At 73.2% G+C, this 19,876-nt stretch carries 18 protein-coding genes and 1 riboswitch; of the genes, 9 read left to right on the forward strand and 9 right to left on the reverse strand.

Features of this window, described 5'->3' with window-relative positions; genetic code table 11:
* The first annotated feature begins 85 nt into the window (after positions 1-85).
* Together ABZ272_RS17095 and ABZ272_RS17100 are read left to right on the forward strand one after the other, a co-directional pair.
* Entirely contained in the window at positions 86-424 is a 339-nt protein-coding gene (locus ABZ272_RS17095; RefSeq protein WP_355050888.1) for a co-chaperone GroES, read from the forward strand.
* A 79-nt stretch (positions 425-503) separates the two neighbouring features.
* Positions 504-671: a hypothetical protein gene (locus ABZ272_RS17100; RefSeq protein WP_355050889.1), complete on the forward strand. Its 168-nt coding sequence runs from the start codon at positions 504-506 to the stop codon at positions 669-671.
* Between the two features lie 18 nt (positions 672-689).
* On the opposite strand, the gene ABZ272_RS17105 is transcribed toward ABZ272_RS17100, so the two are convergent.
* Positions 690-2,168, reverse strand: a complete 1,479-nt coding sequence (locus tag ABZ272_RS17105) for a PrsW family intramembrane metalloprotease (protein ID WP_355050890.1) — start codon at positions 2,166-2,168, stop codon at positions 690-692.
* Positions 2,169-2,191: 23 nt separating this feature from the next.
* A riboswitch (SAM riboswitch) is annotated at positions 2,192-2,312 on the forward strand.
* Positions 2,313-2,382: 70 nt separating this feature from the next.
* Between ABZ272_RS17105 and ABZ272_RS17110 the strand changes: the two genes are divergently transcribed.
* Positions 2,383-3,627 (forward strand): aminotransferase class V-fold PLP-dependent enzyme, encoded by a 1,245-nt coding sequence (locus ABZ272_RS17110; RefSeq protein WP_355051023.1) that lies wholly within the window; start codon positions 2,383-2,385, stop codon positions 3,625-3,627.
* Between the two features lie 9 nt (positions 3,628-3,636).
* Here ABZ272_RS17110 and ABZ272_RS17115 read toward each other — a convergent pair whose 3' ends face one another.
* Positions 3,637-4,872 carry an FUSC family protein gene (locus tag ABZ272_RS17115; protein ID WP_355050891.1) on the reverse strand — a complete coding sequence of 412 codons (1,236 nt, stop codon included), beginning with the start codon at positions 4,870-4,872 and terminating at the stop codon, positions 3,637-3,639.
* 107 nt (positions 4,873-4,979) lie between these two features.
* Between ABZ272_RS17115 and ABZ272_RS17120 the strand changes: the two genes are divergently transcribed.
* Positions 4,980-5,630 (forward strand): metal-dependent phosphohydrolase, encoded by a 651-nt coding sequence (locus tag ABZ272_RS17120; protein WP_355050892.1) that lies wholly within the window; start codon positions 4,980-4,982, stop codon positions 5,628-5,630.
* On the opposite strand, the gene ABZ272_RS17125 is transcribed toward ABZ272_RS17120, so the two are convergent.
* Positions 5,608-5,883, reverse strand: coding sequence for a DUF4031 domain-containing protein (locus tag ABZ272_RS17125; protein WP_355050893.1), 276 nt, complete (start codon positions 5,881-5,883; stop codon positions 5,608-5,610). The two genes, ABZ272_RS17120 and ABZ272_RS17125, sit on opposite strands and share 23 nt — an antisense overlap.
* Before the next feature lie 56 nt (positions 5,884-5,939).
* Between ABZ272_RS17125 and ABZ272_RS17130 the strand changes: the two genes are divergently transcribed.
* Entirely contained in the window at positions 5,940-7,340 is a 1,401-nt protein-coding gene (locus tag ABZ272_RS17130) for an FAD-linked oxidase C-terminal domain-containing protein (protein WP_355050894.1), read from the forward strand.
* A gap of 10 nt (positions 7,341-7,350) precedes the next feature.
* Here ABZ272_RS17130 and ABZ272_RS17135 read toward each other — a convergent pair whose 3' ends face one another.
* Both ABZ272_RS17135 and ABZ272_RS17140 read right to left on the reverse strand, forming a co-directional pair.
* Positions 7,351-7,887 carry a hypothetical protein gene (locus ABZ272_RS17135; protein ID WP_355050895.1) on the reverse strand — a complete coding sequence of 179 codons (537 nt, stop codon included), beginning with the start codon at positions 7,885-7,887 and terminating at the stop codon, positions 7,351-7,353.
* 89 nt (positions 7,888-7,976) lie between these two features.
* Positions 7,977-9,842 carry a glycerol-3-phosphate dehydrogenase/oxidase gene (locus ABZ272_RS17140; RefSeq protein WP_355050896.1) on the reverse strand — a complete coding sequence of 622 codons (1,866 nt, stop codon included), beginning with the start codon at positions 9,840-9,842 and terminating at the stop codon, positions 7,977-7,979.
* A gap of 118 nt (positions 9,843-9,960) precedes the next feature.
* Here ABZ272_RS17140 and ABZ272_RS17145 point away from each other — a divergent pair, with 118 nt between their 5' ends.
* The 3 genes from ABZ272_RS17145 (at position 9,961) to ABZ272_RS17155 (ending at position 13,837) form a co-directional block, all read left to right on the forward strand.
* Complete coding sequence (locus ABZ272_RS17145; RefSeq protein ID WP_355050897.1) at positions 9,961-12,540, forward strand: S8 family serine peptidase; 2,580 nt, start codon at positions 9,961-9,963, stop codon at positions 12,538-12,540.
* A 39-nt stretch (positions 12,541-12,579) separates the two neighbouring features.
* Positions 12,580-13,515 carry a GNAT family N-acetyltransferase gene (locus ABZ272_RS17150; RefSeq protein WP_355050898.1) on the forward strand — a complete coding sequence of 312 codons (936 nt, stop codon included), beginning with the start codon at positions 12,580-12,582 and terminating at the stop codon, positions 13,513-13,515.
* 76 nt (positions 13,516-13,591) lie between these two features.
* Positions 13,592-13,837: a hypothetical protein gene (locus ABZ272_RS17155; protein WP_355050899.1), complete on the forward strand. Its 246-nt coding sequence runs from the start codon at positions 13,592-13,594 to the stop codon at positions 13,835-13,837.
* A gap of 58 nt (positions 13,838-13,895) precedes the next feature.
* Here the strand turns inward: ABZ272_RS17155 and groL are convergent, their stop codons facing one another.
* The 3 genes from groL to ABZ272_RS17170 form a co-directional block, all read right to left on the reverse strand.
* Positions 13,896-15,518, reverse strand: coding sequence for a chaperonin GroEL (gene groL, locus ABZ272_RS17160; protein WP_355050900.1), 1,623 nt, complete (start codon positions 15,516-15,518; stop codon positions 13,896-13,898).
* A 272-nt stretch (positions 15,519-15,790) separates the two neighbouring features.
* Positions 15,791-16,954 carry a hypothetical protein gene (locus ABZ272_RS17165; RefSeq protein ID WP_355050901.1) on the reverse strand — a complete coding sequence of 388 codons (1,164 nt, stop codon included), beginning with the start codon at positions 16,952-16,954 and terminating at the stop codon, positions 15,791-15,793.
* Positions 16,955-17,069: 115 nt separating this feature from the next.
* Positions 17,070-17,273 carry a cold-shock protein gene (locus ABZ272_RS17170; protein ID WP_124815530.1) on the reverse strand — a complete coding sequence of 68 codons (204 nt, stop codon included), beginning with the start codon at positions 17,271-17,273 and terminating at the stop codon, positions 17,070-17,072.
* A gap of 284 nt (positions 17,274-17,557) precedes the next feature.
* Here ABZ272_RS17170 and ABZ272_RS17175 point away from each other — a divergent pair, with 284 nt between their 5' ends.
* Positions 17,558-18,088: a GNAT family N-acetyltransferase gene (locus ABZ272_RS17175; protein ID WP_355050902.1), complete on the forward strand. Its 531-nt coding sequence runs from the start codon at positions 17,558-17,560 to the stop codon at positions 18,086-18,088.
* 85 nt (positions 18,089-18,173) lie between these two features.
* On the opposite strand, the gene paaN is transcribed toward ABZ272_RS17175, so the two are convergent.
* Positions 18,174-19,847 (reverse strand): phenylacetic acid degradation protein PaaN, encoded by a 1,674-nt coding sequence (gene paaN, locus ABZ272_RS17180; RefSeq protein WP_355050903.1) that lies wholly within the window; start codon positions 19,845-19,847, stop codon positions 18,174-18,176.
* Positions 19,848-19,876 lie beyond the last annotated feature (29 nt).

Raw genomic sequence — 19,876 nt, forward strand, 5'->3', positions numbered from 1 at the left:
AGGGCAGTTCCGCCACACAATGCCCGCACGACCATGGGCGTAACCACCGGCGGCCGGTCACCCGCGACACGGTAGCGTCTGCCCCGTGACCGCCGACCAGGATCTCGACTCCGGCCTGCCGATCCGCCTGCTGCACGACCGCGTGCTGGTGCGGATGGAGGGCAGCGAGGGCGAGCGTCGCTCCACCGCTGGCATCGTCATCCCGGCGACCGCAGCGGTCGGCAAACGCCTCGCGTGGGCGACCGCCGTGGGTGTGGGGCCGAACGTCCGCGCCATCGTCTCCGGCGACCGGGTGCTCTTCGACCCGGACGAGCGCTCCGAGGTCGAGCTGCACGGCCGCGGGTACGTGCTGCTACGCGAGCGCGACGTGCACGCCGTGGCCGCCGAGCGGATCGAAAACGACTCCACCGGCCTCTACCTGTAGCCGCCCCCGGGCCGACCGCGCCGTTTGTCGGACCGTACGACGGGAAGCCAGCCGGCGACCGTGGCCCTGGGGAGGGACGATGCCGGTATTCGTGAAAAAACTGCTGACCTGGGGCAGCGTCGCGTTCCTGATCTACTTCATGGCGTTCCGGCCGGACGGCGCGGCGCAGTTGTTCAAGGGGATCGGGGCGGCGTTGATCGCCATGGCCCAGGGGCTCGGCGACTTCCTCACCACCCTGATGACCTGACCCGCCCCCCACCCGTGCTCAGGCGTTACCGGGCGGCCACGGCGCGGCGGGGCGCAGGCCGTGCCAGCCGGCCGGCGGGTAGCCGACCGGAGGCGGCGGGGCGAGCACCACCGGGATGGGCACCACCGGCTCGTCGGGCGCGGACACCGATCGCTGCGTGCCGTCCGGAAAGCGCAGGTGGTACTGGCTACCGTCCCAGACACCGGCCGGGGCCTGCGGGTCCCGGCCCACGAAGTACGACCGGTACGCGCTGATCGCCTCCAGGAGCTGCCGCTCCTCGACGGCGGTCCGCTCCTGGTCGGCCGGTTTGCGGTCGAGACCGCGCAGCGTCCCGTCCCGCAGCAGGGCCAGCCGGGTCGCGGCGAGCTGATATCCGCGCATGGCACGCGCACCGGCGTCGCCGCCGACGCGGCGGGCCCAGCTCCGGGCGGCGTGCCGGCGACCCAGGCTGCTCAGGGCGGCCACCTCGGGTGGGGTCAACCAGCCGGCGCGTACGTAGTCCGGCAGCGTCCGCTCGGTGAGCCGCCCCTCCCAGGCGCGCAGCCACACGGCCAGCCCGACCACGCCGAAGAACACCGGCACCATGAGGCCCAGGAAGCCGTACAGCATGATCACGGCCTCGCCGGTGGCCTGGGTGAGCGTGGGCAGCAGGTTCCAGGTGCCGTGCAGCATCATCGCCAGCAGCAGGCCGGCGATCGGGGCGAGCACCCGGACCCGCCGGTCGGCGCTCCGGGAGGCGACGCCGAGACCCAGGCCGGTCATCGAGGTGAAGAGGGGATGGGCGAACCCGAACAGGAGGATCCGCACGATGAAGATGGCGATCACCTGCTGGGTGCCGGTCGCCGGGCCGTACCGGTCGGCGCCGGCCGCGTAGCCGTACCCGCCCAGGTAGAGGATGTTCTCCACCATGGCGAAGCCGACCGCGGAGAGCCCGCAGTAGACCAGGCCGTCGGTGATCCCGGACCACTCCCGGCGGCGGAACACCAGCAGCAGGATCGGGCCGAGCGCCTTGGTCAGCTCCTCGATGAACGGCGCCACCAGCACGGCGGTCAGCGCGTCCGGCAGTCCCCAGTCGGCGAACCGGCCGGCGGCGAACTCGTTCACATTCAGCGAGGCGGCGGTGGAGACGAACGCGCCCCAGGCGAAGCAGAAGATCAGGTATTTCAGGGGTTCCGGCTCGTACCGGTCGAGCCAGAGGAAGCAGGCGACCAGCACCGGCACCGGCAGGATCGCGGCGCCCACCCCGACCAGCAGCGCCTGTAGGCCCAGCGACTGGCCGAGGCGGACGACCATGAAGACCGCGCACGCGGCGATGAGTAGCACCACCCCGGCCAGCACCAGGAACCGCAGCCAGCCGAAGCGGCGCGGCGGCATCCCGGGTGACGTGCCGGCGGGCGGGGCCGCGGGCGGGTGCGGCGGCGACGGCAGGGGTGCACCGGGCGGGGTGTCGGCCATGCGGTCAGCGTAGCCATCCCCCGCCGGCTGGTTCGGCCGCATCCACAGCCGCTATGCTGCCGGCAGGTCACGAGCGCCAGCGTCAAGCCCCGGCTTGCTGGCCGGCAACCCTCGTCGAGTTCGCGGTGGGGTGCCCCGGGTGATGACCGGGCCCAGCCCGATCGGCGTGCTGGGCAAGCGCGGACCCCGTCCCGATGCCACACCCGGGGTCCCTGACCCCGGAGGTTCCGGCGTGTCCGTCACTCTCGTACCCTCGCTGCCCAGCCTGCCCGCTCTCGCGTCCCCGCCGTCGGCGGCGCTCGACGTGCTCGGCGTACCCGGCGAGATCAACCTCGACTACGCGGCCACCGCGCCGTGCGCGCGGGCCGCGGCCGACGCGGTCACCGAACTGCTGCCCTGGTACGCCAGCGTGCACCGGGGCGCGGGCGCGCTGTCGCGGCGCTGCACGCTGGCCTACGAGCGGGCCCGGCAGACGGTCGGCGACTTCTTCGGCGCGGGCGCGGACGACCATGTGGTCTTCACCCGCAACACCACGGACGCGCTCAACCTGCTGGCCCGGTCGTTGCCGGCCGGCACGACGGTGGTCACCTTCGCCGGTGAGCACCACGCGAACCTGCTGCCCTGGCCGCGCGGCTCGGTACGCCTGCCGGTGCCCGCCAACCCGGCCGGGGCGGTACGCGACCTCGCCGCCGCGCTGACCGAGCTGCGCCGCGACAGCAACCCCGCGCTGCCGGTGCTGGTCGCGGTGACCGGGGCGAGCAACGTGACCGGTGAGCTGTGGCCGGTCGCCGACCTGGCCCGGGTGGCCCACCGGCACGGCGCCCGGATCGTCCTCGACGCGGCGCAGCTGGCCCCGCACGCCCCGGTCGACGGGCGCGCGCTCGACGTGGACTACCTGGCCGTCTCCGGCCACAAGCTCTACGCCCCGTTCGGCGCGGGTGTGCTCGTCGGCCGGGCGGACTGGCTGGACGCGGCCCCGCCGTACCTGGCCGGCGGAGGGGCCACCAGCCGTGTCGGGCCGGCCACCCACGACGTGACCTGGGCGACCGGTCCGGCCCGGCACGAGGGCGGCACCCCGAACCTGCTCGGCGCGGTGGCGCTGGCGGCGGTGTGCGCGGCGTTGACCGACGCTGACCGGGTCGCGCTCGCTGCCCGCGAGCAGGCGTTGCTGGCCCGGCTCCGCGCCGGCCTCGCGGCCCTGCCGCACGTCGTGGAGTTGCGGACCTTCGGCCCGGACGCGCCCCGGGTCGGCATCGTGTCCTTCGTGGTCGCCGGTCAGGACTCGGCCACGGTGGCCGCCCGGCTCGCGGCCGAGCACCACATCGGCGTACGGGACGGGTTGTTCTGCGCCCACCCGCTGGCCCGGCGGCTGCTCGACGACGCCGCCACGCGTACCGGCCGGAAGGATCTTCCGCCGACCGCGCTGCGTGCCAGCATCGGTCTGGGCAGCACCGCCGCCCAGGTGGATCGGCTGCTCGCGGCGCTCGCCGAGCTGACCTGAGGCGCGTTCTCAGCCGACCGGCGGGGCGGTGGGTGGCTTCGGGGCGTCGCCCGGCTCGGCGGGTTCACCCACCGGCCGCTCCTGGTCCCCGAAGGAGGTGCGGATGCAGCGGTTCGCCTCCTCCTGCTCGATGCCGGAGGCCACCAGGAGGTCGCTGGCCGTGGTACGGATCTGGGCGATCACGACGCTGCCGGAGAAGCCGACCCCGTCCCCGTACGCCCGGCCGGCCTCGCTGACGGCCCGCAGCGACCGCTCCCGCGCCTTCTGCGGCTCCTCCCCCGCCGCGAACTCGTGTTTGAGCAGCCGGACCGACTCGGCGAGGTGACCGATCGCGTCCGGCATGGGGTCGGGCACCGGCTCGTCGTCCTCGATCAGGGTCACGGACCGGCGGATCAGGGTGCCGGAGTTGCGCATCGCCCGGTCGATCGGGTCGGCCGCCTCCGCGTAGTGGACCAGCTCGTCGCGGCGGTGCCAGCGAGCCGGCGACAGGGTGGCGGTCTCCTTGGCGCCCTCGATCGCCTCGCTCAGGGTGGCCAGCTCGTCCTTGTTGTTGCGCAGCCGTTCCAGCGCCCGCTGAATGGTGGCGCGGTCCCGGGAGCGCAGGCCGTCGGCGGTGGCGTCGAGCTGCGCCGCGAGCAGGTCCAGCGCCGGCCGGGCGGCCCGGTTGATCACCCGGAGCGGGTTCAGCGGCAGCAGCACCGCCGTCACCAGCAACGCGACGCCGCCGCCGAGGAACGCGTCGACGAAGCGGGGGATCTCCAGATTCTGGGTGGACGGGCTCAGCGTCACGATCAGCACCGCCGTGGCCGCCGCCTGGATGACGATGGCCACGCTCGCCCCGGCGAAGATGGTGAGCAGGATCGCGACGGTGACGACCAGGCCGAGCTGCCACGCGCCGGTGCCGAGGAAGTAGATCAGCAGGTCACCGACGAACACCCCGACGCCCACCCCGACGATCAGCTCCACGGTCCGGCGGAACCGCTGACCCACCGACGCGGCCAGCGTGCCGACCGCGGAGATCGGCGCGAAGACCGGTTGCGGGTTGCCGAGCACCTTGTGCGAGACGAGGTACGCCAGGCCGGCCGCCAACCCGGCCTGGACGGCGAGCCCCCCGGCCATCCGTACCCGGTGCAGCCGGTCGTGCAGGGTGGCCCGGCTGCGGTGCTTGAGCTGCTCGGTGGCCTCGGCGATGCGCGCTCCGTCGACGTCCACCAGTCCGTCGCGCAGCGGCGCACGCCGCACCATCGGAGATCTCTTGTCCCGCGCCGCCGCCATGGGCGCGACTACCCGTGGCAGACCCGCTGAATCCTCCCGCCGACGCGCGGTGCGGGCGAATGCGGCAGACTCGGACGGTGGCCGATCTGCTGGAACGGTGGCGGGCGGCGGTCCGCGCCGCCGGTGCGAAGCCGGACGAGCACGCGACTCTGGCCGGTGAGCGGCTGCTGGCCCGCTGGCGGGAGCCGCACCGGCACTACCACACCGTCCCGCACCTGGCCGCCGTACTCGATGTGGTGGACCGCCATGCCGGGCTGGCCGAACGGCCCGACCTGGTCCGGTTGGCCGCCTGGTGCCACGACGCGGTCTACGACCCACGGGCCGCCGGTGACGCCAACGAACGGGACAGCGCGGACCTGGCCGGGAGCCTGCTCACCGGTCTCGGGGTGCCCGAACCCGCGGTGGCCGAGGTCCGTCGGCTGGTCCTGCTCACCGCCGGGCACCGGGTGACGGCGGACGACCACGATGGCGCGCTGCTCTGCGACGCCGACCTCGCCGTGCTGGCCGGTCCGCCGGCCGCCTACGACCGCTACGCGGCGGCCATCCGACGGGAGTACGCGCACGTGCCCGACCCGGCCTTCCGCAGCGGTCGGGCCAGCGTCCTCACCGGGCTGCTGGAACTGCCCGCGCTGTTCCGGCTACCGCCGCTGGCACAACGCTGGGAAGCTTCGGCCCGCGACAATCTTCGTCGTGAGCTGGCAACTCTCACCGGGCCGGCGAACCGCTGAGGTGCTTCGGGCGGCGCAGCCCGGCGTCGCGCAGCAGGCGGACCAGTTCGCGGCTCGGCACCACCCGGGCGCCGAGCCACACCGCCGCCGCGAACCGGTCGGCCGGAATGTCGTAGTGGTCCCGGTCGAAACCGCGCCGGGGTGCCCCCAACGCCTCCGCGAAGGCGTGCAACTCGGCGTAGGAGACATCGCTGATCAGGTGCGACCAGAGCCGACCGCGCCACGGCCAGGCAGGCCGGTCCAGGTAAAGCATGCCGCCAAAGTTAACCCGCGTTGATGACCGCTGACACACGGCTTAGCCTCGGCGGCATGGCCCCCACCGGACTCCTCGACGACCTACGCGCCGCGCTGGGCGAGAACGCCGTCCTCACCGACCCGGACCTGCTGCGCGTGCACCAGCGCGACGAGGCCGACCTCTGCGCCGCCGGCGTACCAATCGTGGTGACCCGTCCCCGAACCACCGAGCAGGTGGTCGCGGTGGTCCGGGCGGCGGCCCGCCACGGCGTACCGGTCGTGCCGCAGGGCGCGCGAACCGGGCTGGCCGGCGCGGCGAACGCGGTGGACGGCTCGGTGGTGCTCAGCACCGTCGCGATGGACGAGATCCGGGAGATCGATCCGGTGAGCCGCATCGCGGTCGCGCAGCCGGGCGTCGTCAATGCCGCGCTCGCGGCGGCCGTCGCGAAGCAGGGTCTCTGGTACCCGCCGGACCCCGGCTCCTGGGAGTCGTCCACGATCGGCGGCAACGTGGCCACCAACGCGGGCGGCATGTGCTGCGTGAAGTACGGCGTGACCACCGAGTACGTGCTGGGCCTGGAGGTGGTGCTCGCCTCCGGGGAGGTGCTGCGCACCGGCCGGCGTACCGCCAAGGGGGTGGCGGGCTACGACCTGACGCGGCTCTTCGTCGGCTCGGAGGGCACGCTCGGCGTGATCACCGAGGTGACCGTGGCGCTACGGCCCGCCCCGGCCGACTCGTTGACCCTGGTGGCGGTCTTCGGATCCACCGCGGCGGCGGGCACGGCGGTGGCCCAGATCGCCGCGCGGGGCCTCACCCCCAGCCTGTTGGAGTTGCTCGACCAGACCCACCTGCGGGCGATCGAGGCGTACCGGCCGATGGGTCTGCGGACCGACGCGCAGGCCCTGCTGCTGGCCGCCGCCGACACCGGTGACCGGGCCGCCGACGACCTGGCCGCTGTGGCGCAGGTGTGCGAGGCGGCCGGCGCCGAGGAGGTCTACGCGGCCACCGACGCGCTGGAGGCGGCGGCGTTGTTGCAGGCCCGCCGGCTGGCCCATCCGGCGATGGAGAAGTTCGCCGCCGACACCCACCCCGGAGGCAGCGGCGGCCTGGTCATCGACGACGTGGCGGTGCCGCGCGGTGCGCTCGCCGCGCTGCTCGACGGGGTGGCCCGGATCGCGGCGGAGTGCGAGGTGCCGATCGGCGTGGTCGGGCACGCCGGAGACGGCAACATGCATCCGAACATCGTCGTCGACCGGGCCGACCCGGAGAGCGTGCAGCGAGGTCGGCGGGCGTTCGACGAGATCATGCGCCTCGGCCTGGATCTGGGCGGCACCTGCACCGGCGAGCACGGCGTGGGCCTGCTCAAGCGGGAGTGGTTGGCGCGGGAGATCGGCCCGGTCGGCGTCCGGGTGCACCAGGCGATCAAGTCGGCGCTGGACCCGGCCGGTCTGCTCAACCCCGGCAAGGTGCTCTGACGGGCTGCGCTCAGCCCTTGACCTCGGCGGGCGTGGCCTGGGTGAGCAGCAACAGGATCTCGCCGGCCACCGGCGGGCGTTCCTCACCCGGGCAGTCCTGCGAGGAGATCAGCCCGGACGAGGTGAGCAGGCTCGACGTCAGGGCGTCGATGCAGGTGGTCCGGTACCGCCGGGCCTGGTCGGTCTCCTCGGCGAGCCGGGGGTCGGCGAGCAGCACCTGAAGCCGCTCGGTCTGCTCCGGCGCCAGTCGGCCCCGGGAGGTGACCCCGTCGCCGGCGCAGTCGAGGCACTGCCACGAGCCGTCCCGCTCGACGCTCAGGGTGCGCAGCGGAGCGTCCGCTCCGAGGCGTTGGAGCAGACTGACCTGCCCCTGGGCGACCGTCGTGGGGATCTCGGGGGTCGATTGGCCGGCCGCCGAGCCGGCCGGCGGAGGGGCGGCCGGCGTCTCGGCGTCGTCGCGACCGAGCAGCGAGCACCCGGCCAGGGCGCCGACGAGCACCACGGCGAGAACGGGGGCGAGCAGAAGGGGGCGCGCGCGGTACAGCACGCGCGGAAACCTACCCCACCGTAGGTAGCGTCCGATACCACCATCCGGGCAGCTATCGATTGTTACCACTCGGTAGCGTTACATAACGGTCATCTCGCCGTGGGTCGCAGCTCCGCCTGATCGTCGCCACCTCGGTCCGCGGCGTAGCCGCGCGCGTCCGGCGCGCCGAGCCGGGCGGCGTCCGCCCCGACGTCGTCCGGCATGAGTTGGGACTGGCGCTCCGCCTCGACCCGCACGCGGTAGAGCGCGACCTCGCGGGCCCGGGTCGCCGTGTCCCACCCGAGCACCGCGCCCATCAACTCGGCCGCGTGCTCCGCCGACTCCAGGCCACGGTGACTCGTCTCGAACGAGATCCGCGTGCGCCGCGTCAGCACGTCCTCCAGGTGCAGCGCCCCCTCGGCCCGCGCCGCGTAGGCGACCTCCGCCGCCAGGTACTCCGGAGCGCCGGCCAGCGGCGACGCGAGCAGCGGCTCGGCGTCGACAAGCGCCAGCAGGTCGAGGGTGAGGTTGCCGTACCGCTCCAGCAGGTGCTCCACCACGCCCACCGGAACGCCGTGCCGTCGGGCCAGGTCGGCCCGGTCCCGCCACAGCGCCGCGTACCCGTCCGCGCCCAGCAGCGGCAGGTCGGCCGTCCGCGACGCCCGGCCACCCCCCAACCGGCGTACGGCCCGGTCGACCACGTCGGACGCCATCACCCGGTACGTCGTGTATTTGCCACCAGCCACCAGCAGCAGCCCGAGCATCGGCTCGAACACCGCGTGCTCCCGGGACAGCTTCGAGGTGGAGTCGGCCTCCCCAGCCAGCAGCGGGCGCAGCCCGGCGTAGACGCCCTCGATGTCGGCGGTGGTCAGCGGCCGGTCCAAGACGGTGTTGACCTGCTGCAACAGGTAGTCGATGTCGCGTGCCGATGCGGCCGGGTGAGACCGGTCCAGCCGCCAGTCGGTGTCCGTCGTACCGATGATCCAGTGCCCGCCCCACGGGATGACGAAGAGCACCGACGTCGCCGTACGCAGGATGAGCCCCGTCTCCCCGGTGATCGCCGAGCGGGGCACCACCAGGTGCACCCCCTTCGAGGCACGCACCCGGATGCCGGGCCGCAGGCCCACGTCGTTGAGCATCCGGGACATGTCGTCGCTCCACACGCCGGTGGCCGCGATGACGGTGCGGGCCCGCACCTCGAACTCCGCGTCCGGCGAACCGGGCGGGGCCTCCAGGTCGCGGACCCGGACACCGGTGACCTCCCGCGCCTGGCGGATCAACCCGACGGCACGGGCGCTGCTCACCACCGTGGCGCCGAGGCTGGCGGCGGTGCGGGCCAGAGTGACGACCAACCGGGCGTCGTCGACCTGCCCGTCGTAGTAGCGGATCGCGCCGGCCAGGGCGTCGGCACGCAGGCTCGGGAAGATCCGCCGAGCGCCCTCCCGGGTGAGGTGCCGGTGCAGTGGCATGCCCCGGCCGCCGCCGAAGAGACCGGCGAAGGCGTCGTACGCGGCCACGCCCGCGCCGTAGTACGAACGGCGGAAGACGCGCGCAGGCAGGTCGCGCAGACCCCGGCCGGCGGGCAGCGGCACGAGGAACGGCACCGGGCGGACCAGGTGCGGGGCGAGCCGGGTCGCCAGCAGACCGCGCTCGGTCAGCGCCTCGTGGACCAGGTGGAACTCCAACTGCTCCAGGTAACGCAGCCCGCCGTGGATCAGCTTGCTGGATCGGCTCGACGTGCCCGACGCGAGGTCGCGCGCCTCGACCAGGGCGACCTTCAGGCCCCGGGACGCCGCGTCCAGGGCGGCACCGGCACCGGTCACGCCACCCCCGATGACCAGGACGTCGAAGCGTTCGGCGCGGAGTCGGCGCAGGTCTGCCGCACGACGGATCGGCGAGAGCTGCCCGGCGACGGACCGGGAGACATTGGGATCACGCACCCATCCACCGTAACCGCCCTGCCAGCCGGTCGACATGCGCCGCCCGCCCCACCCCGCCCGCGTTCCACCTCGACCGGCCGCAGATCTCGGACAGTTCCCGTTGGCGGCCACCGGAAGGTATCCGAGAATTTCCGGGTGGCCGTAGGGTTCTCGGATGCATGGTCATCCTGGAGTCGGCGACCGCAGCTCCCCGTGGCCGGTGGTCGCGGCCGTGTTCGTCGGCTGCTGGACCGTCGCGGTCACGGTGGCCACCCAGACCGGTGGCTGGCTGACCGATCAGGTGCTGCTGGGCTTCGGACGGGACCGGGTGGCCTGGCTCTGGCCGGTGCTCGGCCTGGCCGCCGTCGTGCTGGCCGGCACGCCCGCCCTGCTGCTGGCCGTCCTGCCCCGCTCGGCCGCCGTCCGGGCCACCGGACGGGTGTGGTTGGCCGCCGCGCTCACCCTCGGCGTCCTCACCCTGCTGCGGGTGGTGCCGCCCGTGCACCACGAGGCGTACCTCGCCGTGCTGGCCGCGACGGCGCTGCTCGTCGCCCTCGCCGTCAGGTGGTCGGGACGTCGGCGGACGTACCCCGGGCCGGCTGGCCTGGTCGACGGCCCGGCACCCGGCGACGAGGGCGACGCCACGCGGACCGAATCCGACGCGGGGCGGGCTGACGCCACGCCGAGCGATGCCACCGCTGACGCGGAGCTGGCGGGGCGCGGCTCGCGCCGGCCGGGCGCGGTGTCGCTGCTGGCGGTCGCCGCCGGGTTGGCGCTGTTGCTGCCGTGGGCCTGGCTGGGCGCGCTCGGCGGCCTGCTGGAGACCGTCCTCGCGGTCCTGGCAGCCGCCTCGCTGGGCGTGCTGGCCGCCACGCTGCTGGACGCCACCTTCTGGTCCCGGTTCGCGGTCGGCCGGCCACCCCGACCGGCCCGCCTGGTGCTGGTCGGTGGCCTCGTCGCCGGGGTGGCGCTGCTGCTGATCGCGGCCGGGACGGGCCAGTCCGGCGCGCAGTTGCCCGCCCTGCTGACGCTGCCGCCGACCGGCTTCGCGCTCGCCGCGCTCCGGGCCGCGACCTGGCGACCGGCAGCCGGCCCGGTAGCCGGGAGACTGGTCGCGGCCTCGCGTCCCGGCGTCGACACGACCGGTCCGGTCCGCGCCGGCCGGGCCGCGACCGGCTGGCTGGTGGGCCTGGCCGCGCTCGGGCCGCTGGCGTTCACCGACCCGGAAGAGATCACCCTGCTGCTGGTCGGCACCCGCGACGTGCCGTTCTGGGTGGCGGCCGCCGCCGCTGTCGGCCTCGCCGTCGCGGTCGTCCTCGCCCTCGGGTACGCGGTGCTGCTGGCCCGCCCGGCGGCACGTACCCCGAGCCGCAGGGTGGCCGCGCTGGCGGCGACGGTCCTGCTGGTCACGGTGGGCGTGGTCGACGTCGGGCCCGGTCAGCCCGGCCTGTACGGCGAGCGGCTGCTGGTGGTGCTGCGCGAGCAGGCCGACCTGAGCGGCATCCCGGCCGGCGCCCCGGGACAGGCCGGGCGGGACGCCCGGGCAACGGAGGTCTACCGGCGGCTGGTGGCGACCGCCGACCGTACGCAGGCCGACCTGCGCCGCACGGCGGGGCGGCTACGGCTCGACCCGGTGCCGTACTACCTGGTCAACGCGGTCGAGGTGGATGGTGGTCCGGCCGTGCGCGCCTGGCTCGCCCGTCGGCCCGAGGTGGCCCGGGTGCTGGTCAGCCAGCGCCTGCGGCCGCTGCCCGCCCCGGCGGGGCAGACCCGGGGCACCGCCCCGGCACCCACCGGCCCGGAGTGGAACATCCGTCAGCTCGGCGCGGACCGGGTCTGGTCCCAACTCGGGGTGACCGGCACGGGGATCGTGGTCGGCAGTTCCGATTCCGGCGTGGACGGCGGCCATCCGGCGCTGCGGGCCGGGTTCCGGGGCGGTGACGACTCCTGGTACGACCCGTGGGACGGCACCCGGGCACCGAACGACCAGGGCGGGCACGGCACCCACACGGTGGGCAGCGCGGTCGGGCGCGACGGCATCGGCGTGGCCCCGGACGCGCAGTGGGTGGGCTGCGTCAACCTGGACCGCAACCTGGGCAGCCCGGGGCACTACCTGGACTGCCTCCAGTTCATGCTGGCGCCGTTCCCGACGGGGGGTGACCCGTTCACCGACGGCCGGCCGGAGCGCGCCCCGCAGGTGCTGACCAACTCGTGGGGCTGCCCCTCGATCGAGGGCTGCGACCGGGACGCGTTGCTGCCGGCCACCACGGCGCTGGACGCGGCCGGGATCTTCGTGGTCGCCGCCGCCGGGAACACCGGTCCGTGGTGCGCGTCGATCGACGACCCACCCGCGCCGTACGTGAACGTGCTGACCGTGGGCGCGGTGGACGCGCAGCGACACGTCGCGGAGTTCTCCTCGCGCGGGCCGGTTCCGGGCGGCGGCGCGGGCAAGCCGGACGTGCTGGCCCCCGGGGTGGGGGTCGTGTCGGCCATGCCCGGCGGCGGGTACGCGGCGCTGGACGGCACGTCGATGGCGACCCCGCAGGTGGCGGGAGTGGTCGCGCTCATGTGGTCGGCGAACCCGGCGCTGATCGGCGACCTGGCCCGGACCCGGCAGATCCTGCGGGACACCGCCACGCCGGCCGAGCCGACGTACCGCTCGCGCAATCCCAGTGACGCCTGCGGCACCCCGGCGAACGTCACCGGCGCCGGCCAGGTCGACGCGTACGCCGCCGTCCGCGCCGCCCGGGGGTGACCAGGGCGGAGGCCGGCGGGTGATCTAGGGTCGGCACCCATGGACGCTGAGATCACCGTCACCGAGCTGGCCCTCGATCTCGCCCCCACCGTGGCGCGGCTCTGCGCGCAGGCGCTCGACCTGCCGGAGGACGCCGCCGAGGCGGACGCGATCGTGGACGTCCTCTGGCCCCGGGCCGCCGTCGACCGGACGGTGATCGGGTTGGGGGCGTACCGGGCCGGCGACCTGGTCGGGGTGCTGCTCTGCTCGGTGTCGCCGACGGAGCCGGGCATCGGGCACGTGGACCTGGTCGCCGTACTGCCGGGGCAGCGTCGCCGGGGCGTGGGCCGCGCGCTGCTCGCCCGCGCCGAGCGGGCGCTCGCCGAGCACGGCGTGACCGAGGTGCTGCTGGCCGGAAATCCGCCGTACTACGCCTGGCCCGGCATCGACGTGCGGTACACGCCGGCGGTGTGCGCGGCCCTCGCGCTCGGCTACCAGCAGGACCGGACCGCCTGGAACATGACGGCGGACCTGTCGTACGACGAGTCCCCGGCGCTGCGGTCGACGGAGGCCGCCGAGCGGCGGCTGGCCGGGCAGGGCATCACGGTACGGCGGGCCGAGCCCGCGGACCTGCCGGCGCTGACCGCGTTCGCCCGGTCCACCTTCGGCGGCGCCTGGGACGGCGAGCTGGCCGGATCGGTGGGCCGCGAGGGGGCCGGCTGCCACCTGGCGGAGCGGGCCGGCGAGGTGCTGGGCTTCGCCGCCTACGGATCGTCGCGGCCGAGCTGGTTCGGGCCGATGGGCACGGCCCCGGCCGCCGAGGGCTCGGGCATCGGCGGGGTGCTGCTGCGACGCTGCCTGCGGGACCAGCGTACGGCGGGACTGGACCGGGCGGAGATCGGCTGGGTGGGGCCGGTGCCGTTCTACTCGGGGAGCGCGGGTGCGCGGATCGAGCGGGTGTTCTTCCTGTACCGGCGACGCCTTGGGGCGGAATAGCGGTCAAATGGGACATTGATCCATTCGTCCGCGTCGGGCATCGACGCCCCCTACCGTTTCGGTAGAGGAGGCAGCCATGACCACGGAGGACGACCAGACCGAGGACGGCCCGCCGATCACCTGGAAACCGGCCGACGAACTGCCCGGCCAACTGCCGTTCGACCGGCTCGACTACGGCGACGCCGAACAGCTGGCCGAGATGAGCACCGACGGCCGACCGGCGTCCGAGGAACCGCAGGAGATGGTGGACGCGCCGATCCGGTCGCTGCCGCCGTACGACCGGGCGCAGAAGCGGCGCAACCAGCGTCGACTGCCCACCTGACGACGAACGGGGCGGACCGCGTCAGCGGCCCGCCCCGTTCGGTGTGTCGGAACTGGACTCAGAAGTCCATGTCCCCGCCACCCGGGCCAGCCGGGGCAGCCGGGTTCTTCTCCGGCTTGTCCGCGACGACGGCCTCGGTGGTGAGGAACAGCGCGGCGATCGACGACGCGTTCTGCAGCGCCGAACGGGTCACCTTGGCCGGGTCGATGATGCCCGCGGCCAGCAGGTCGACGTACTCGCCGTTGGCGGCGTTGAGGCCGTGACCCGCTTCGAGGTTACGGACCTTCTCCACCACGACGCCGCCCTCGAGGCCGGCGTTGACGGCGATCTGCCGCAGCGGGGCGTCCAGCGCGACCTTGACGATGTTGGCACCGGTCGCCTCGTCGCCGACCAGGTCCAGCTTGTCGAAGGCGGTCTTGCCGGCCTGCACCAGCGCGACGCCACCACCCGGGACGATGCCCTCCTCGACGGCCGCCTTCGCGTTGCGAACGGCGTCCTCGATGCGGTGCTTGCGCTCCTTCAGCTCGACCTCGGTGGCCGCGCCGACCTTGATGACCGCAACGCCACCGGCCAGCTTGGCCAGCCGCTCCTGCAGCTTCTCGCGGTCGTAGTCGGAGTCGCTCTTGTCGATCTCGGCCCGGATCTGGTTGACCCGGCCCTGGATCTGCTCGGCGTCACCGGCACCGTCGACGATGGTGGTCTCGTCCTTGGTGACGACGACCTTGCGGGCGTGGCCCAGCATGTCGACGCTGACGGCGTCGAGCTTGAGGCCGACCTCCTCGCTGATGACCTGGCCACCGGTGAGGATGGCGATGTCGCCCAGCATGGCCTTGCGGCGGTCACCGAAGCCCGGCGCCTTGACGGCGACCGACTTGAAGGTGCCACGGACCTTGTTGACCACCAGGGTGGCCAGGGCCTCGCCCTCGATGTCCTCGGCGATGATCAGCAGCGGCTTGCCGCCCTGCATGACCTTCTCCAGGATCGGGAGCAGGTCCTTCACCGACGAGATCTTGCTGTTGACGATCAGGATGTACGGGTCGTCGAAGACGGCCTCCATACGCTCCGGGTCGGTCATGAAGTAGGCCGAGATGTAGCCCTTGTCGAAGCGCATACCCTCGGTGAGCTCCAGCTCCAGCCCGAAGGTGTTGCTCTCCTCGACGGTGATGACGCCTTCCTTGCCGACCTTGTCCATCGCCTCGGCGATGATCTCGCCGACAGTGCTGTCGCCAGCGGAGATGGAGGCGGTGGAGGCGATCTGCTCCTTAGTCTCGACGTCCTTGGCGAGCTTGGACAGCTCCTCCGAGACGCTCGCGACAGCGGCCTCGATGCCCCGCTTCAGGGCCATCGGGTTGGCACCGGCGGCCACGTTGCGCAGGCCCTCGCGAACCAGGGCCTGGGCCAGGACGGTCGCCGTCGTCGTGCCGTCACCGGCGACGTCGTCGGTCTTCTTGGCGACCTCCTTGACCAGCTCGGCGCCGATCTTCTCGTACGGGTCCTCGAGCTCGATCTCCTTGGCGATGCTCACACCATCGTTGGTGATGGTGGGGGCACCCCACTTCTTCTCGAGCACGACGTTGCGGCCCTTGGGGCCGAGGGTCACCTTTACGGCGTCGGCGAGCTGGTTCATGCCCCGCTCGAGGCCGCGGCGCGCCTCTTCGTCGAACGCGATCATCTTGGCCATACGGCGTTGTCCTCCTGGACACTCACGGGCCACCCGAGATGTGTGCCCCGGATGGGCCGCCTGGTGTACGCACCTTGGGACGTCGCCACCTGGCGACGACGACGTCCTTCGGCCGGGCCGGATAGCCCGCGACGACCGGCCATGTGCTGCCCCGGCGTCTCCACACCGGCGCAACCAGGCCCCACCGTCCCGACCATTGGCACTCACGGTATGCGAGTGCCAATGACTTGTTTAGCACTCTCACCTGCCGAGTGCAAGCACGATGAGCCCGGTCAGTCGAGTTCCGCAGCCAGTGTGGCCCCGTTCACGGGAGCCTCATGAGCGCGTTGCTCGGCGTACGTGATCAGCAGACCGACCAACTGGGCGAGGTGGGCCGGCAGGGCCAGCACCGCCGTGACGGCGATGACCGCCACCACCCCGACCGCGGGGCCCGGCGACGCGAACGGATCCTCGCCGAACGCGGTGGTGCCGGCCGATTCCAGGACACCGGGAACCACGGTTCCGATGATCACCGCCGCGCCCACCAGCGCCACTCGGCCGAGCAGCATTCCGAGCCGGTCGTGGAACATCCGGAACGACCGGCCGATCGGGTTGTTCCGCTCGAACAGGTAGACCGGACCGGCCATGCTCAACGCGAAGGCCAGGTAGATGCCCGGCAGCACGCAGAAGCAGACTCCGATTCCGATGAGCAGGCTGACCAGCAGCGTCCAACCCCACACGCCGACGGCCCGGCGCAGCCCGTACCGCAGCGCCGCGTCGAGTGCGGCGGGCCGGCCGGCCGCCTGCTGGGTGATCACCCAACTGCCCGCGGCCCAGCCCAGCGCCTGCACCAGGCCGATCAGCAGGCTGCCGCCGACCAGCACGACGAGGAGGGTCAACAGGCTGGTGGCGAAGTTGTCCGGCAGCCCGGCCGACGGGTCCGTCTCGGCCTGCGCCTCCCAGGCGGGCGACGGGTCCAGACCGAACGAGATGACCGAGAGCACCGCCGCCGGCAGGACCTGCGTGAGCAGCATGATCGGCACCAACTGCCGCCAGCCCCGACGCAGCGCGCCCCAGAAACGGTCGAACCAGCCCCCGATACCGGCGCCGGGCGGGGTGACCAGGGCGTCGTTCGGGTCGAGGCCGTAACCGGGCGGGTACCAGCCGACCGGCACCCCCGGATACCACGGCTGCCCGCCATAGGGACCGGCCCCGGGCGGGTAGCCGCCGGTGGGCGGAAACACCCAGCCCGGCGGCGGCGCGGCGGGCTGACCCCACGCCTGCGCCGGATCCCAACTCTGCGGCGGCGGGCCCGAGTGCGGAAGGCCAGCGTCCGGGACGGGCGGGGCGCCCGGGACGGGTGACGCGCCGGAGCCGTCGCCGGGTGACGTCGGGTCGGGCCGGTCCGGCTCACCCGGCCCGGAGGGCGTGGCGGGTGGCGGCGACTGGTCGGTCATGAACCCTCCTCAGCATCGGCTGGAACGGTTCACGATCTTCCCGGGCCGGCGTCCGCGCCGCAGCCCCGACTCGCCAGCCGATCGAGCGGACAACCGGCGAGCAGATCGGGATCGGTCAGCCGATGACGCGGACGTGCTCCGCCTGCGGGCCCTTCTGGCCCTGGGCGATCTCGAACTCGACCCGCTGACCATCGTCGAGCGCCTTGTAACCGTCCATCTCGATCGCGGAGAAGTGGACGAACACGTCCTGACCGCCGTCGACGGCGATGAAGCCGTAACCCTTCTCGGCGTTGAACCACTTCACGGAACCCTGTGCCACGGTGCACTTCCCTCACTCTGCGCGGCGTTGCCTGCCCGAACGTCCGGCACGGCCGGACACCCGCGAACCACCACCTCAGCGATCGACGACGACCGCTGAAAAAGGTGATCGAAATCGCACGCTACACGAGGAGTGACGGGAGCGCACGACCTCAAATCGGGCATAGTTCGTAGCGATCCGAGGGTCCGTCGGATTCATGACGATGGTTGTATTTGGACCGGACGGAGGGGATCTGGCGGCACAGGTCGCCGGCGCGCGGCCGACCCTGTGGTAGGCATGCGGGCATGACCACCGACACGGGCTCCACGCCCCTGCGGCAGGCGCGGATCCACCGGGTGCGACCGCAGGACGCCGCCCGGATGCGGGCGCTGCGCCTGGAGATGCTCGCCGACGCGCCGTTGGCCTTCCTGGAGACCCTGGCCGACGCCGCGGCCCGACCGCACGACGAGTTCGCCGCCCGGGTGGCGTTCACCTCGATCGGTCCGCACAATGCGCAGTTCGTCGCGGATCCGGGCGGCCGGCTCGTCGGGCACGCCGGTGGAACGGTCGCCCCGAACGAGCCGGGCCTCACCGTGATCTACGCCGTGTACGTCACGCCGGCCTGGCGGGGCAGCGGGCTGCTCGGCGAGCTGATCGACGGGGTCGCCGCCTGGTCGCGGGACTGCGGCCGGCCGGAGCTGCTGTTGGAGGTGGTGGTCGGCAACGACCGCGCCTACCGGGCCTACCAGCGGCTGGGCTTCAAGGACACCGGCGTACGGGTCCCCCACCCCACGATCCCCGCCCTAACCGAACTACAAATGCGCCGAACAGCCTAAAACCCGCGTCCGACCTCGGTGATCAAGAGGTTCGCGTCAAGAACAGCGTGATTTCTGACGCGAACCTCTTGATCGCCACGAGAGGTCAGGCGTGGCGGCGGGACTGCACGATCCGGAAGCGGTTGGCCACGTAGGCGCCGTCGGTCAGGGCGGAGTTGGCCGCCGCGTTGGCGCCGCTGCCGTGGAAGTCGGAGAAGGCCGCCGACTGGTTCACGAAGACACCGCCGGTGAGGTTGCCGGACAGGTGCACACCGACCTCGACCGCGACCGCCTCGGCGGCGTCCAGCACCGCCTCGTCGGTCGAGTAGACCCCGGCGGTCAGCGCGCCCTTCTCGCCGATGGTCCGGCGCATCAGCTCCAGGCTGTGCGCGGTGGAGTCGGTCGCGATGGCGAAGGAGATCGGCCCGAACCACTCCCGGCCGTACGTCTGGGCGTCGTCCGCGGTCAGCTTCACGATCGTCGGGGTACGCACCACCGCGTCGGCGTACGACGGGTGCGCCACCGTCCGCGACTCCAGCACCGGCTCGCCGACCTTGGTGACCTCGGCCAGCCGCTCCAGCACCCCGTCGTTGACGATGGCGCCGGTCAGCTCGACACCCCGGGCCGGGTCGGCGGTCAGCTTGCCGATCGCCGCCGCGATCCCGCCGGCCACCTCGTCGAAGCTCTTGTGCCCCTGGTCGGTCTCGATGCCGCCGGCCGGGATGAGGATGTTCTGCGAGGTGGTGCACATCTGCCCGCTGTAGAGGGTCAGCGTGAACCCGAGGTTGCGGCACATGCCGGCGAAGTCGTCGGTGGAGTCGATGACGACCGTGTTCAGGCCGGCCTTCTCGGTGTAGACCGACGCCTGCCGGGCGTGCGTCTCCAGCCAGTCGCCGTACTCGGTGGAACCGGTGAAGTCGACGATCTTGACGGCCCGGTGCAGGGCCAGGTCGCTGGCGAGCTTCTCACCGGGGGCCTCGGCCGCCAGCAGGACCAGGTTCGGGTCGAAGCCGGCCTCGGCGAGCACCTCCCGGGCGTACTTCACGGTGATCGCCAGCGGCAGCACCGCGCGCGGGTGCGGCTTCACGATCACCGGATTACCGGTGACCAGCGAGGCGAACAGGCCGGGGTACGAGTTCCAGGTCGGGAAGGTGTTGCACCCGATCACCAACGCCACGCCACGCGGAACCACGTGGAACGTCTTGATCATCCGCAGCGGGTCGCCCTTGCCGGCGGCCTTCTCCCAGCCGGCCGTGCCCGGGTGCCGGGTCATCTCGGCGTACGCGTACGCCAGCGCCTCCAGCGCCCGGTCCAGCGCGTGCGCGCCACCGGCCTGGAAGGCCATCACGAACGCCTGCCCGCTGGTGAACTGCACCGCGTTGGCCAGCTCGAAGATGTGCTTGTGCAGCCGGTCGAGGATCTCCAGGCAGACGCCCACCCGGGCCTGCGGACCGGCGTCGCGCCAGGCCGGCAGCGCGGCGGACGCGGCGGCGACCAGCTCGTCGGTGCCGGCGTGCGGATACCGCACCGCCAGGTCGACCCCGAACGGGCTCGTCTCGGTGGCGATCCGCTCGCCAGCGCCGGGCTGGTCGAGGGGGAAGTCAGCACCGAGGTACGCCTCAAAGGCGGCCTTGCCGTCGGCCGCGGCGGTCTCGCCGTACACCCGGGGGCTGGGGGACTCGGGATAGGCGGACCAGTAGCCCCGCTCCGTGATCGCGGTCAGCGCACGGTTGAGGGTGTCGGCGTGCCTGTCGTACAGGGGATGCGGGGTCTCCGTCATGCGGCCATCATGCATGACGGAGCTCCGCG

Origin of the sequence: Micromonospora sp. NPDC005979, assembly GCF_040614415.1 — a bacterium.
In the GTDB taxonomy this organism is placed as follows: domain Bacteria; phylum Actinomycetota; class Actinomycetes; order Mycobacteriales; family Micromonosporaceae; genus Micromonospora.